This is a genomic window from Pseudomonas sp. Leaf59, from assembly GCF_920984685.1.
Taxonomy (GTDB): Bacteria; Pseudomonadota; Gammaproteobacteria; order Pseudomonadales; family Pseudomonadaceae; genus Aquipseudomonas.
This window is the reverse complement of sequence record NZ_CAKLBR010000033.1, coordinates 25,830-39,397: the sequence shown is the minus strand read 5'-3', so window position 1 is coordinate 39,397 and position 13,568 is coordinate 25,830. Positions and strand designations below refer to the sequence as shown.

Sequence of the window (13,568 nt, the reverse complement as noted above, 5' to 3'; positions counted from 1 at the left end):
CCTTGCCTCTGGCTAACACTTCCCCTTGCCGGGTGTGTAGAGGACTTTCACCTCCAAGTCACCAGCGTGGCCACCACAGCCAAACTGGTTGCGCTTCGCGCAACGCGCCATGCCTGGCGCACCAAAAGAAAACCCCGCCGAAGCGGGGCTTTGCAGACTGTTTCCCTGACATCCATTTCACTCCGCCATCCTGGCAGAATCCTACGTGTCCGTGTTGTTGCTTTGCGCTTCCTGCGCGACGTCCATGTGAAGTAGATTATCGATGGATCCAATTTGGCGATAGAGGACGAATAGCAGCACGTCATGTAAGAGAATGCTTACACGCCCTTTAAAGCCTTAAAATAGGGCCTCATCCAGCAAAAACAATGATTCGCTACCGGCTTTGACCGACGCACTCAGCGAATGAATACGCGGCAGCAGGCGCGCAAAGTAGAAGCGCGCAGTGCCCAGCTTGCTCGCATAGAAGTCTTCCTCAGCCTGTTTGCCCCACGCCGCCTTGGCCATGCGCGCCCACATATAGGCGTAGGCCATATAGCCAAAGGCGTGCAGATACTCCACCGATGCCGCACCGATTTCATTCGGGTTGGCTCTGGCGCGATCCAGCACCCAGGCGGTCAGCTCATCGAGGTTATCCACAGCCTTACCGAGCGGCCGGGTGAATTCGCCCAGTTCGGCGCCAGCGGAGGCGATGAACTCGCGCACTTCATCGGCAAACAGCGTGTAGAACGCGCCACCGCTGCCGACGATCTTGCGCCCCACCAGGTCCAGCGCCTGGATGCCGTTGGTGCCTTCGTAGATCTGGGTGATGCGTACATCACGCACCAGTTGCTCCTGGCCCCACTCGCGAATATAGCCATGGCCGCCAAACACCTGCTGGCCCAGCACAGTAGTCTCAAGGCCCAGATCGCTGAGGAACGCCTTGGCCACTGGGGTCAGCAATGCTACGAGATTGTCCGCCCGCTCACGCGCGGCAGCGTCTTCGCTGAACTTGGCGATGTCCAACTGCGTCGCCACGTAGGTGGAGAATGCGCGACCGCCTTCGTTCGACGCTTTCATGGTCAGCAGCATGCGACGCACGTCGGGGTGCACGATGATCGGGTCGGCCACTTTGTCTTTGGCCTGGGCGCCGGTTGGCGAGCGGCTTTGCAGTCGGTCGCGCGCGTATTCAATCGCGTTCTGGTAAGAGCGCTCACCGGAGGCCAGGCCCTGGATGCCCACGCCCAGACGCTCGTAGTTCATCATGGTGAACATTGCCGCCAGGCCACGGTTAGGCTCGCCCACCAGAAACCCCACAGCCCCGTCGAAATTCATCACGCAGGTGGCGGACGCCTGAATCCCCATCTTGTGTTCGATGGAGCCGCAGCTCACCAGATTACGCGCGCCCAGGCTGCCGTCGGCATTGACCATGAACTTGGGCACCAGAAACAGCGAGATGCCCTTTGGCCCGGCTGGCGCGTCTGGCAGCTTGGCCAGCACCAGGTGGATGATGTTTTCAGTGAGGTCGTGTTCGCCACCGGTGATAAAGATCTTGGTGCCGCTGATGGTGTACGAACCATCCGCCTGCGGCTCGGCCTTGGTGCGAATAATCCCCAGGTCGGTGCCGGCATGGGCTTCGGTCAGGCACATGGAACCTGCCCACTCACCGGAATACATCTTCGGCAGATAAGTGGCCTTGAGCGCTTCGGTGGCGTGGGTGGCGATCGACACGCAGGCGCCGGACGTCAGCATCGGATACAGGCCAAACGCCAGGCTGGCCGAGTTGATCATTTCTTCGACCTGGGCCGATACCGCTTTGGGCATGCCCATGCCGCCAAAGGCAGGATCGCCGCCGACACCCACCCAGCCGCCTTCGGCGTAGGTTTTGTAGGCTTGTGGATAACCGTCCGGAGTGAACACGGCGGTGTCGTCCCAGCGACACCCTTGTTCATCGCCGCCACGGCTGATCGGGGCGATGGACTTGGCGGTAACTTTTCCGGCTTCCTCGAGGATCGCCTCGACGGTTTCGGCGTCGACGCTGTCTGCCAGTGCCGGCAATTGGGCCCAGGTGGTGGCGACCTCAAACACTTCGTTGAGGACGAAGCGCATATCACGCAGCGGCGCTTTGTAATCAGCCATGGCAAACCTCGTGAGAACGTAAAAGTGATTCAATGGGATCGGTTTTACAGGCCCCAAGTGTAACCGAACAACTTTTCAGACACATAGCGTCAGTTCGTGACTGCCAAGTATTTCAGAGTCACACCAAGCCCCTTCCCACACCGTTACAGCGCAAACGCATTCGCCGGCAAGCTCATCAGGCAGTCACTGCCTGCCTCCACCGCCGCCCGGTGCATGCCCGTACGCGGTAACAGCCGCTTGAAGTAAAAGTCGCACGTCGCCAGCTTGGCCTGGGCAAACTCAGCGTCATCCAGCGCCTGCGCCGCAATCGCCATGCGCAGCCACAGGTAGGCGAGGATGATGTAGCCGCTGTACATCAGGTAATCCACCGCCGCCGCGCCCACTTCGTCCGGGTTCTTCATCGCCGCCATCCCCACCCTGGTCGTCAGCTCGCCCCACTCCTGATTCAACTGATTGAGCTGCGCCACCTGCGCCTTGAGCCGCGGATGTTCGGCGTTCGCCCCGCAGAACTTATGCACAATTTTAGTAAACCCGCGCAGCAACTTGCCCTGGCTGCCGAGCACCTTGCGCCCCAGCAGGTCGAGGGCCTGGATGCCATTGGTGCCCTCATAAATCGGCGCAATCCGCGCATCGCGCGCCAACTGCTCCATGCCCCATTCACGGATATAACCGTGCCCGCCAAACACCTGCATGCCGTGGTTGGTCACCTCAAGCCCGGTGTCGGTCATGAAAGCCTTGCAGATCGGCGTGAGGAACGCCAGCAGGTCGTCGGCTTCCTGGCGCGCCGTGGCATCGCTGCTCAGGTGCGCCGTGTCGATCAACTGCGCAGTGAAATAAGTCAGCGCGCGATTGCCTTCGTTAAAGGCTTTCATGGTCAGCAACATACGCCGCACATCGGCATGCACGATGATCGGGTCGGCGGCTTTCTCGGGCGCTTTGGCGCCGGTCAGCGAGCGCATTTGCAGGCGGTCATTGGCGTATTTCACCGCCCCCTGGAAGCTCGTCTCGCCATTGCACAGGCCCTGCATCCCGGTGCCCAGGCGTGCGTGGTTCATCATGGTGAACATGCAGTTGAGGCCCTTGTTCGCCTCGCCGATCAAAAACCCTTTGGCGCCATCGAAATTCAGCACACAAGTGGCGGACGCCTTGATGCCCATCTTGTGTTCGATGGAGCCGCACTGCACCGCATTGCGCTCGCCCGAATCGACGTGGAACTTGGGCACGATAAACAGTGAGATCCCCTTGGTGCCCGCCGGCGCATCCGGCAACTTGGCCAGCACCAGGTGGATGATATTGGCGCTCAGGTCGTGCTCGCCGGCGGAGATGAAAATTTTGCTGCCGGTGACCGCATAGCTGCCATCCGCCTGGGGCACGGCGCGGGTCTTGATCAGGCCCAGGTCGGTGCCGCAATGGGCCTCGGTGAGGCACATGGTGCCGGTCCATTCGCCGGCGGTGAGTTTGCTCAGGAACGTGGCTTTCTGTTCTTCGGTGCCGTGGGCGTGGATCGCCGACATCGCACCGTGGGTGAGGCCGGGGTACATGCCCCAGGACGTGTTGCTGGAACCGATCATCTCGCTCAGCACCAGGCCCAGTGACTGCGGCAAGCCCTGGCCACCGTAGGCCGGGTCCGCCGCCACGCCATGCCAGCCGCCTTCCACATACTGGGCGAAGGCGTCCTTGAACCCCTTGGGCGTGGTGACCACTCCGTTGTCAAAGTGGCAGCCTTCCTCATCGCCGCTGCGGTTGAGCGGTGCGAGTACGTTTTCGCAGAATTTCGCGCCTTCTTCGAGGATCGCGCTGACCATGTCCGGGCTGGCGTCGGTCGCGCCCAGGGCGGCGTAATGGCTGTGGAAGTCGAACACGTTGTCGATCAGAAAGCGCATGTCGCGCAGGGGAGCTTTGTATTCAGGCATGACAGTTTCTCCGGCAGCAGATGGTTTCAACCTACTGCCGGCCGCTGCCGCGAACAATCACTGTAGCGCCGCTGAATACAGCGCCATTACTCAACCCGCAGCGCGCTCCATGCGTACCGCGCCGCGCCGGTTCTGCCCGGCCGCCACCACGCAGTTACGCCCGGCGCCCTTGGCCGCGTACAGCGCCTGGTCGGCGGATTTGAGCACTTCTTCGGGCGTGCGTTGCTCGGCCTGACGCTCGGCCACGCCGATGCTGACGGTCACCGACACACTCGACGCACCGCTGTCCGCACGGCGCTGGCGGCCCTGTTGATCGTCGTTGGGCCGATCCGGGTTGCGCAGCTTGATGTCGTAATGGGCGACGATCTCGCGAATTTCCTCCAGGTGCGGCAAGCACTCGTCCAGGGTCTTGCCGGCAAACACCACGGCGAACTCTTCACCGCCGTAGCGATAGGCTCGCCCGCCGCCGTTGACCTTCGACAGCTTGCTCGCCACCAGGCGCAGCACCTGGTCGCCCACATCGTGGCCGTGGGTGTCGTTGAAGCGCTTGAAGTGATCGACGTCGGTCATTGCCAGCACATAGTTGCGCCCCAGGCGCTGCATGCGCTCATTCAGCGCGCGGCGCCCCGGCAGGCCGGTCAGTTCATCGCGAAACGCCATCTGATAGGCCTCATGCGCGACGCCGGCAGCGATCATCAGCATCACCTGACTGCACATGATGTTCAGGGTAAACGGCAGAATGAACGTTTGCGGCAGCATCCAGAACAGCCCCAGCAACCCCACCAGTTGCGCTGCATGCAAGGGGCGCGGCTGATACCAGTACTGGGCGGCCAGGGTGACGAAACCCACCAGGAACATCGGGTACGCCAGCTGGATCAGGCTCATCCAGGTGCCATGCAGCATTGGCCAGCGAATCTCCGCCAGCCAGTCCAGCAGCCCCTGGGGATAACGTTGTTCAAGGGCCAGCGCAACGCTGCCCAGCGCCAGCAACACTGCGCAGCGTGCGATGAAATCGCGAAACAGGTGGGTCTTTTCCTGCCACAGCGCGTAAATGCTGAACAGCAACGGCAGCAGCAGGCAACACAGATGAAACACCACCGCCGCGTCTGCGCGCACGCGGCCGTTGTCGCGGTAGAAGTCGGTCTGGGTGTCGAGCAGGAAATACACGATGTACACGGTGATCATCAGGAACAGTTCGCGCTGGCGGCGATAGACCGCGCAGTACGCGCCGCCCAGCAGCAGCACCAGGGTCGGCAGCACGTTAAACAGCGAGGTGAAGAACACATTGAGGTCCTTCAGGTACGCAGCCGAAAGCCCCGCCAGCAACAGCAGCAATGAGGGCAGAAAGTGACTGAAGCGCACTGCGGACACGCGTGACAAGGGTTGAGCTCCGACCCGCAAATGGAGGATGGCATCGAGACACGGCGGCGACAGTTAATCACATTCCGCGGTACATGCATCAAATTGCCATCACTTTAACGGCAGAAGGTTGCAATCCCTGAACGTGACTCCGTTTTTTCTGTATTCAACATCAACCGAATGGGGGAGGGACTTGTTTCCTCCCACAAAAAAACCGCCGCCCCTGAGGGCGGCGGTTTCAGAAAACTCCGAAGGCTTAGTAAGCCAGGCCGAAGTGCTCTTCTTTCATGTCCATCAGGTTGTTGGCGCCCGACAGCATGGTAGCCACGTGGGTACGGGTACGCGGCAGGATGCGCTGGAAGTAGAAGCGCGCGGTCTGCAATTTGGCGGTGTAGAACGCCTCGTCGCTGGTACCGGCCGCCAGCTTCTCAGCCGCCACTCGCGCCATGTCGGCCCAGAAGTAGGCCAGGCACGCGTAACCGGAGTACATCAGGTAGTCCACCGAAGCGGCGCCGACTTCTTCACGGTCTTTCATCGCGGCCATGCCGACCTTCATGGTCAACTCGCCCCACTCCTTGTTCAGCGCCGCCAGCGGCGTCACGAACTCTTGCACCGCCTCAACACCTTCGTTGGCCTGGCAGAACTTGTGCACGATTTTGGTAAAGCCCTTGAGCGCTTCGCCCTGGGTCATCAGCACTTTACGGCCGAGCAGGTCCAGCGCCTGGATACCGGTGGTGCCTTCGTACAGCATCGAAATGCGGCTGTCGCGCACGTTCTGCTCCATGCCCCACTCGGCGATAAAGCCGTGGCCGCCGTAGATCTGCACGCCGTGGTTGGCCGATTCAAAACCGACTTCGGTCATGAACGCCTTGGCGATCGGCGTCATGAAGGCCAGCAGGCCATCAGCCTGTTTTTTGGCTTCGTCGTCGGTGCCGTATTTAACGATGTCGACCTGCTTGGCGGTGAAGTACACCATCGCGCGGTTGCCTTCGGCGAAGGCTTTCATGGTCAGCAGCATGCGGCGCACGTCGGGGTGCACGATGATCGGGTCGGCAGCCTTTTCCGGCGCTTTCGGGCCGGTGAGGGAGCGCATCTGCAGGCGATCACGGGCGTATTTCAAGCCACCCTGGAAGCCGATTTCGGCGTGGGCCAGGCCTTGCAGCGCGGTGCCCAGGCGAGCGGTGTTCATAAAGGTGAACATGCAGTTCAGGCCTTTGTTCGGCGGGCCGATCAGGTAACCGGTGGCCGCGTCGAAGTTCATCACGCAGGTGGCGTTGCCGTGAATGCCCATCTTGTGTTCCAGGGAGCCACAGCTCACTGCGTTGCGCGCGCCAATGGCGCCGTCTGCATCTGGAATGAACTTGGGCACGATAAACAGCGAGATGCCTTTGGTGCCGGCCGGTGCGTCCGGCAGGCGGGCCAGTACGATATGGACGATGTTGTCGGCCATGTCGTGTTCACCGGCCGAGATAAAGATCTTGGTGCCCGAGACTTTGTACGAACCGTCGGCCTGAGGCTCGGCCTTGGTGCGCAGCATGCCCAGGTCGGTGCCGCAATGCGGTTCGGTCAGGCACATGGTGCCAGTCCACTCGCCCGACACCAGTTTGGTCAGGTAAGCCTCTTGCTGTTCGGGGGTACCGTGCTCGGAGATGGTGTTCATCGCACCATGGGACAGGCCCGGGTACATGCCCCACGACCAGTTGGCCTCGCCAACCATTTCGCTCACCGCCAGGCCCAGGGATTCCGGCAGGCCCTGACCACCGTGCTCCACATCGTGGGCCAGGCTCGGCCAGCCGCCTTCGACGAACTGCTTGTAGGCTTCCTTGAAACCAGTCGGGGTCTTAACGCCTGACTCACTCCAGGTGCAGCCTTCGATGTCGCCCACACGGTTCAGCGGGGCCAGCACCTGCTCACAGAACTTGGCGCCTTCTTCGAGGATGGCGTCCACCATGTCCGGCGTAGCGTCCTGGCAAGCCGGCAGGCTTTGATAGTGCGCTTCATAGCCGAGCAGTTCGTCACGAACGAAGCGAATATCACGCAAGGGGGCCTTGTAGTCAGGCATAGCGATAAACCTCTGCTGATGAATCTGGGATGAACAAACCGCGCGGAAGTGCCAGGGCGGTCAAACAGGTGTTTGAAACATACGTTTACGACCTGGGGTTGTCAAGGGTCGTCCGGGCACCGTTTGTCTTGACGCACCCAAGCGCCAGGCACGACGAAGCGCACGCAAAGCCACTGCGTCAAATTGAGTGTAGAGATGATCAGGATAAAACCGCGCCAAATGTAAGAGGGGGTTTGCTCCCGATGGCGAATATATCAGTCGTACATCCAGTGACTGACCCACCGCTATCGGGAGCAACCCCCCCTCTCAGCTGTTCAATGACTAGGCGTACGTGTCGATCAGGCTGCCCAGCATTTCATCCGAAGCCTTGGCGACTTTGACGCCCAGCTCTACTTGAAATTTACCCTGGGCCATTTCAACCATGTTGCTCGCCGAATTGGCTGCCTGGGCACGGTCGTTGGCTTGCAGACGGTCGCTTTGCGCGGCCGAAGGCTGAGTGGTGGCGGCGCTGGCGATCTTGCCGGCGGCCTGGTCGACACGGCTTTGCCCGGCCTGAATGCTGCTCAGTCCCGAGTAAAACGCGCTGCTTCCAGAGATTTCCATGGCGTAGGCCTGCCTTTAGAGAATCGTGAAGCTGAATTGAAGCAGACAATCTGGCAAAAGGCCCGCTAAAAACACTAATGGCACAATGCCTGCTGATAGCCAAAATCAGTCAAGCAGGTGCAAATGCAGGTAGTCGGCGACCGCTTCAGCCCCGGCGTGCGTGAGTTTCGGCACGCGCCCCAGGCAAGGCGCCGGCAGGCGCTCGGCCAGGGTGGCGAGGTTTTCTTCCAGACGGGAGGTCGCCGGGTCGATGATATTGGCCACCCACCCCGCCAGCGTCAAACCGTCCCGCGCAATTGCTTCGGCCGTCAGCAGCGCATGGCTGATGCAGCCAAGACGCACGCCCACCACCAGAATCACCGGCAGCTTGAGCGCCATGGCCAGGTCCGAGAGGTTTTCCTGGTCCGCCAGGGGTACGCGCCAGCCGCCCGCGCCTTCGATCAAGGTGAAATCCGCCTGTCGCGCAAGAATTTGCTGCATCGGCCCGAGCAACGACGGCACCGTCAATGCCACACCCGCCTCGCGCGCCGCCAGATGCGGCGCGATGGCCGGCTCGAAGGCCACCGGGTTGACCTCGGCATAGCTCAGCGGCACGGAACATTCGGCCAGCAACGCCAGGGCATCGGCATTGCGCAAGCCTTCGTCAGTGACCTCACAACCCGACGCCACCGGCTTGCCCGCAGCGGTGCTTTTACCGGCCCGGCGCGCGGCATGCAGCAGGCCGGCGGCAACGGTGGTCTTGCCGACATCGGTGTCGGTGCCGGTGATGAAATACGCAGCGCTCATCAAGGTTTCTCCAGTACGGCGTACACCACTTGATAAGTGGCCGGCAGGCCCTGGGCCTGACGAAACTGCTCGTAAGCGTCCACCAGCGCAACCATCCGCGCGCGGCCGGTCAGGCCGCCCGGACGGCCCGGGTTCAGGTTATGTGCCCCCAGCGCCTTCAGTTCGTGGGTCAGGCTGCGCACATCCGGGTAGTGCAACACATGGGGGCGCCGCTCCAGGCTCACCACCCGCAAGCCACTGGCCGCACACAAGCGTTGATAGGCCTCGAACGGGCGGAAGCGATTCACATGAACCATGCCATCGGCAGCGCGCCAGCTTTCGCGCAACTCATCCAGCGTGCCCACGCACAAGCTGGCAAAGGCCAGCACCCCGCCCGGTTGCAGCACGCGCGATGCCTCACCGAGCACCGCCTCGAAATTGCCACACCATTGCACCGCAAGGCTGGAGAAGAGCAGCTGCACACTGTCAGCCTTGAGCGGCAAGCGTTCGGCATCACCGGCGATGAAGTGAGAGGCGCCACCCAGCGGCCGCGCGTGGTTGAGCATGCCTTGGGCAATGTCCAGCGCGATGCCTTCGCTGGCAGGCCAGCGCTCGCCCAGCACACGGCTGAAATAGCCGGTGCCGCAGCCCATGTCCAGCCAGCGTTGTGGCGCGCAGGCAGACGGCACACGAGCCAGCAGCGCATGCCCTACGGCGCGCTGCAGCTCGGCCACGCTGTCGTAGCTGGCAGCGGCGCGGGAAAAAGAGGCGGCGACCTCGCGCTTGTCCGGCAAGGCGCCCGGCAAGGCAGGATGGGAGAGATCAGTCATCAACGCACTCGTGCAAAAAAGCCTGGATGGCCCCCGCGACACCGTGGGGGTCCTCCAGAAGAAAAGCGTGACCGGCCTGTTCAATCAGGCCGATTTCCACATCGGGGAGCAACGCCAGCAATTGGCCGGCAGCTTCGGCAGGCACCAGTTCGTCAAGACCGGCAAACAGGTGCAACTGCGGCCCGCGAAATCCCTGCAAGGCGGCGCGGGTGTCCATTTGGGCGAGCAGCTCCAGGCCCGGCATCAGCACACCGGGGGCACTATGCGGCGCGCCACTGACCAACAAGCGCGACAGCCCGCGAGGGTCCGCGCAGCCCTTGGCACACAACAGGCCAAAGCGTTTGAGGGTGACCTGGGAATCGGCGTGGCAGCCCGCGAGGAACGCATCGAAGGTCTCGGCGGGCATGCCGTGAGGCCAGCCATCGTGGGCGACAAAACACGGGTTGCTCGCCAGCGTCAGCACACCGCAGCAGCGCTCACCGCGCCGCGCCGCCAGTTCCGAGGCGAGCATGCCGCCCAGCGACCAGCCGCCCAGCCAGGCGTTGTCCGGCAGCGTGGCATCGAGTTCGTCCAGCCATTCGTCGAGGTTGCTGGACGCCAGCGTCGGCAGCGGCTCGACCTGTACCTGCAGATGGGCGTTCAGGCCCCGCAGGGCGGCGGCCAGCGGTTCCAGCGGCGACACGCCAAGGCCCCAGCCGGGCAGCAGAATCAGGCGGTCACGCATGCTCGGCCTCCAGGCAGAAACACGCTTCCAATGCGTCAAGCAGCTGTTGCACCTGCGCCTCGCTGTGGGCTGCCGTCAACGTCACGCGCAACCGGGCGCTGCCGGCGGGCACGGTGGGCGGGCGAATGGCGGTCACCATGATGCCGCGCTCGCGCAGCCGCTGCGACAGGCGCATGGCCTTGGCGCTGTCGCTAATCAGGATCGGCTGGATCGGCGTGAAACTGTCCATCAGCGCCAGGCCCATCTGCTCGGCCCCCCGGCGGAACTGGCGGATCAGCCCGTTGAGGTGCTCACGCCGCCAATGCTCGGTGCGCAACAGCTCAAGGCTTTTAAGCGTGGCGCAGGCCAGCGCCGGCGGTTGGCTGGTGGTGTAGATATACGGCCGGGCGAACTGGATCAGGCTTTCGATCAGTTCCTCACTGCCCGCCACAAACGCGCCGGCGGTGCCGAACGCCTTGCCCAGCGTGCCGACCAGCACCGGCACGTCCTCCTGGCTCAAGCCGAAATGCTCAACGATGCCACCACCATTGGCGCCCAGCGGACCAAAGCCATGGGCGTCGTCCACCATCAACCAGGCACCTTTGGCGCGGGTTGCACGGGCCAGCGCGGGCAGGTCGGCCAGGTCGCCGTCCATGCTGAACACGCCATCGGTGACCACCAGCGTATTGCCGGTGGCTTTCTCCAGGCGCTTGGCCAGGCTCTGGGCATCGTTGTGCAGGTAGCGATTGAAGCGCGCGCCGGACAACAGACCGGCATCCAGCAGCGAGGCATGGTTGAGACGGTCCTCAAGCACCGTATCGCCCTGCCCCACCAACGCCGTGACCGCGCCGAGGTTGGCCATGTAGCCGGTGGTGAACAACAGCGCACGTGGGCGACCAGTAAGGTCGGCCAGCGCTTCTTCCAGTTCATGGTGCGGCGTGGCATGGCCCACCACCAGGTGCGAAGCGCCGCCGCCCACGCCCCAGCGCGACGCACCGGCACGCCAGGCTTCGATCACCTGCGGGTGATTGGCCAGGCCCAGGTAGTCGTTGTTGCAAAAGGCGAGCAACGGCTGACCGTCGACCACCACCTGCGGCCCTTGCGGGCTCTGCAGCAACGGGCGCTGGCGATAGAGGTGTTCGGCACGGCGGGCAGCAAGGCGCGCGGCGAGATCGAAGGACATGAGGCCTCGGTTTTATCAGATTCAACTCGGCCAAAACTGTGGGAGGGGGCTTGCTCCCGATAGCGGTGAATCAGTCAATGCATGTACCGACTGACACGCCCTCATCGGGAGCAAGCCCCCTCCCACACTGGTCTCTCATTTCAATCAATCAAACAGCAGCGTTATAGAACTGCTCGCTGCTCTTCTGCTCCACCAGCGCCTGCTCAATCGCCGCCTGGTGCACTTCATCGGCGTGCTCTTCACGGGCCTCCGGCAAAATCCCCAGGCGCGAGAACAGCTGCATGTCCTTGTCCGCCTGCGGGTTGGCGGTGGTCAGCAATTTGTCGCCGTAGAAAATCGAGTTGGCCCCGGCAAAAAACGCCAGCGCCTGCATCTGCTCGTTCATCGCCTCACGGCCGGCCGACAGCCGCACATGGGACTGCGGCATCAGGATGCGGGCCACGGCGAGCATGCGGATGAAATCGAACGGGTCGATGTCCTCGGCGTTTTCCAGCGGTGTGCCGGCCACTTTCACCAGCATGTTGATCGGCACCGACTCCGGATGCTCCGGCAGGTTGGCCAGTTGGATCAGCAGGTTGGCGCGGTCGTCGAGGGACTCGCCCATGCCGAGGATGCCGCCGGAACAGATCTTCATCCCCGAATCGCGCACGTAGGCCAGGGTTTGCAGGCGCTCGCCGTAGGTGCGGGTGGTGATGATGCTGCCGTAGAACTCCGGCGACGTATCCAGGTTGTGGTTGTAGTAATCAAGGCCGGCCTGGGCCAGCGCTTCGGTCTGGTCCTGATCGAGACGGCCGAGGGTCATGCAGGTTTCCAGGCCCATGGCCTTTACGCCCTTGACCATCTCCAGCACGTAAGGCATGTCCTTGGCCGACGGGTGTTTCCACGCCGCGCCCATGCAGAAGCGGGTCGACCCGATCGCCTTGGCGCGGGCGGCCTCTTCGAGGACCTTCTGCACTTCCATCAGCTTTTCTTTTTCCAGGCCGGTGTTGTAGTGACCCGACTGCGGACAATATTTGCAATCTTCCGGGCAGGCGCCGGTTTTGATCGACAGCAGGGTCGACACCTGCACGCGGTTGGCGTCGAAATGCGCGCGGTGCACGGTCTGCGCCTGGAACAACAGGTCATTGAACGGCTGCACGAACAGTGCTTTGACTTCGGCCAAAGACCAGTCGTGACGAAGAGTGGCAGTGAGGCTGGCGCTCATGGGCGATTCCTTGATTATGCTTGGGCAGACGCTGCGGGAAGGGCAATACCCACAGGCACGACACGGATGCTCGGCATATTTAAGGAAGATTCATGCACTGTCAACTTAACCTCAAACGCGAAGTTTACATCTGGTTAAAAAACAACCAAACCTGTTTAATCTGCGATGAAGCGACCCAATCCATCGATTGTATGTGCAACGCCTGCGAAACCGAGCTGCCCTGGCTGATGGATGCATGCGAAGTCTGCGCCCTGCCCCTGCCGATGGACGGCCTGATATGCGGCCAATGCCACACGCAACCGCCGGCGTTTAAACACGTGATCGCGCCCTGGACGTTCAGCTTTCCCGTCGACACCCTGATCAGTCGCTTCAAGCACCAGGCCCGCTGGCCCCTCGGGCACATGCTGGGGCGCTTGTTCGGGGTCTATCTGCAACACCGCTTCGACACCACCGAACTCACGCGCCCCGACTGCCTGCTGCCGGTGCCCATGGCGCCCAGGCGCTTGCGCGAGCGCGGCTACAACCAGGCGCTGATGCTGGCGCGCTGGCTCAGCACCGACCTCGACATCCCCTGCGACCCCCACCTGCTGCTGCGGCCCTTCGAAACCGTGGCCCAGCAGGACCTCGACGGCAAAACCCGCAAACGCAATCTGCTGCGCGCCTTCACCCTGGCCCCCGGCGCCCAGGTGCAAGGCCGTCACCTGGCGCTGGTGGACGACGTCCTCACCACCGGCGCCACCGCCCACAGCCTGGCGCGGCTGTTGATGGGCGCCGGCGCACGCCGGGTCGACGTGTACTGCCTGGCCCGCACGCCCAAGCCCGGCGCTTGAC

At 62.6% G+C, this 13,568-nt stretch carries 11 protein-coding genes; 1 reads left to right on the top strand and 10 read right to left on the bottom strand.

Features of this window, described 5'->3' with window-relative positions:
- Nucleotides 1–336: 336 nt before the first annotated feature.
- From LUB09_RS23410 to bioB, 10 genes are all read right to left on the bottom strand, one after another.
- Nucleotides 337–2,115: an acyl-CoA dehydrogenase C-terminal domain-containing protein gene (locus LUB09_RS23410; RefSeq protein WP_231423820.1), complete on the bottom strand. Its 1,779-nt coding sequence runs from the start codon at nucleotides 2,113–2,115 to the stop codon at nucleotides 337–339.
- 143 nt (nucleotides 2,116–2,258) lie between these two features.
- A complete protein-coding gene (locus tag LUB09_RS23405) occupies nucleotides 2,259–4,028 on the bottom strand; it encodes an acyl-CoA dehydrogenase C-terminal domain-containing protein (RefSeq protein ID WP_231423819.1) in 1,770 nt (589 codons plus the stop codon).
- Nucleotides 4,029–4,118: 90 nt separating this feature from the next.
- A complete protein-coding gene (locus LUB09_RS23400; RefSeq protein WP_209985581.1) occupies nucleotides 4,119–5,408 on the bottom strand; it encodes a GGDEF domain-containing protein in 1,290 nt (429 codons plus the stop codon).
- Between the two features lie 235 nt (nucleotides 5,409–5,643).
- Nucleotides 5,644–7,449 carry a phenylacyl-CoA dehydrogenase gene (locus tag LUB09_RS23395; protein ID WP_209985584.1) on the bottom strand — a complete coding sequence of 602 codons (1,806 nt, stop codon included), beginning with the start codon at nucleotides 7,447–7,449 and terminating at the stop codon, nucleotides 5,644–5,646.
- A gap of 321 nt (nucleotides 7,450–7,770) precedes the next feature.
- Entirely contained in the window at nucleotides 7,771–8,052 is a 282-nt protein-coding gene (locus LUB09_RS23390; RefSeq protein ID WP_231423818.1) for a pyrroloquinoline quinone biosynthesis protein PqqE, read from the bottom strand.
- 105 nt (nucleotides 8,053–8,157) lie between these two features.
- Nucleotides 8,158–8,838, bottom strand: coding sequence for a dethiobiotin synthase (gene bioD / locus LUB09_RS23385; RefSeq protein WP_231423817.1), 681 nt, complete (start codon nucleotides 8,836–8,838; stop codon nucleotides 8,158–8,160).
- The gene (bioC, locus tag LUB09_RS23380; protein WP_209985592.1) at nucleotides 8,838–9,647 is read right to left on the bottom strand and encodes a malonyl-ACP O-methyltransferase BioC; all 810 of its coding nucleotides are present in this window, start codon (nucleotides 9,645–9,647) and stop codon (nucleotides 8,838–8,840) included. Before bioC ends, bioD begins: the two co-directional genes overlap by 1 nt.
- A complete protein-coding gene (locus LUB09_RS23375; RefSeq protein WP_231423816.1) occupies nucleotides 9,640–10,371 on the bottom strand; it encodes an alpha/beta fold hydrolase in 732 nt (243 codons plus the stop codon). The genes bioC and LUB09_RS23375 overlap by 8 nt, the downstream gene beginning before the upstream one ends.
- The gene (gene bioF, locus LUB09_RS23370) at nucleotides 10,364–11,533 is read right to left on the bottom strand and encodes an 8-amino-7-oxononanoate synthase (RefSeq protein ID WP_231423815.1); all 1,170 of its coding nucleotides are present in this window, start codon (nucleotides 11,531–11,533) and stop codon (nucleotides 10,364–10,366) included. The genes LUB09_RS23375 and bioF overlap by 8 nt, the downstream gene beginning before the upstream one ends.
- Nucleotides 11,534–11,681: 148 nt before the next feature.
- On the bottom strand, nucleotides 11,682–12,737 hold the full coding sequence (gene bioB, locus LUB09_RS23365) for a biotin synthase BioB (RefSeq protein ID WP_209985601.1): 1,056 nt from the start codon (nucleotides 12,735–12,737) through the stop codon (nucleotides 11,682–11,684).
- A 92-nt stretch (nucleotides 12,738–12,829) separates the two neighbouring features.
- Here bioB and LUB09_RS23360 point away from each other — a divergent pair, with 92 nt between their 5' ends.
- A complete protein-coding gene (locus LUB09_RS23360) occupies nucleotides 12,830–13,567 on the top strand; it encodes a ComF family protein (protein ID WP_231423814.1) in 738 nt (245 codons plus the stop codon).
- Nucleotide 13,568: the final 1 nt, after the last annotated feature.

Coding starts and splice junctions, on each gene's coding strand:
- bioC (WP_209985592.1), bottom strand. CDS start 9,647: ATGACTGATCTCTCCCATCCTGCCTTGCCGGGCGCCTTGCCGGACAAG.
- LUB09_RS23410 (WP_231423820.1), bottom strand. CDS start 2,115: ATGGCTGATTACAAAGCGCCGCTGCGTGATATGCGCTTCGTCCTCAAC.
- LUB09_RS23405 (WP_231423819.1), bottom strand. CDS start 4,028: ATGCCTGAATACAAAGCTCCCCTGCGCGACATGCGCTTTCTGATCGAC.
- bioD (WP_231423817.1), bottom strand. CDS start 8,838: ATGAGCGCTGCGTATTTCATCACCGGCACCGACACCGATGTCGGCAAG.
- LUB09_RS23395 (WP_209985584.1), bottom strand. CDS start 7,449: ATGCCTGACTACAAGGCCCCCTTGCGTGATATTCGCTTCGTTCGTGAC.
- LUB09_RS23375 (WP_231423816.1), bottom strand. CDS start 10,371: ATGCGTGACCGCCTGATTCTGCTGCCCGGCTGGGGCCTTGGCGTGTCG.
- LUB09_RS23390 (WP_231423818.1), bottom strand. CDS start 8,052: ATGGAAATCTCTGGAAGCAGCGCGTTTTACTCGGGACTGAGCAGCATT.
- LUB09_RS23360 (WP_231423814.1), top strand. CDS start 12,830: ATGCACTGTCAACTTAACCTCAAACGCGAAGTTTACATCTGGTTAAAA.
- bioF (WP_231423815.1), bottom strand. CDS start 11,533: ATGTCCTTCGATCTCGCCGCGCGCCTTGCTGCCCGCCGTGCCGAACAC.
- bioB (WP_209985601.1), bottom strand. CDS start 12,737: ATGAGCGCCAGCCTCACTGCCACTCTTCGTCACGACTGGTCTTTGGCC.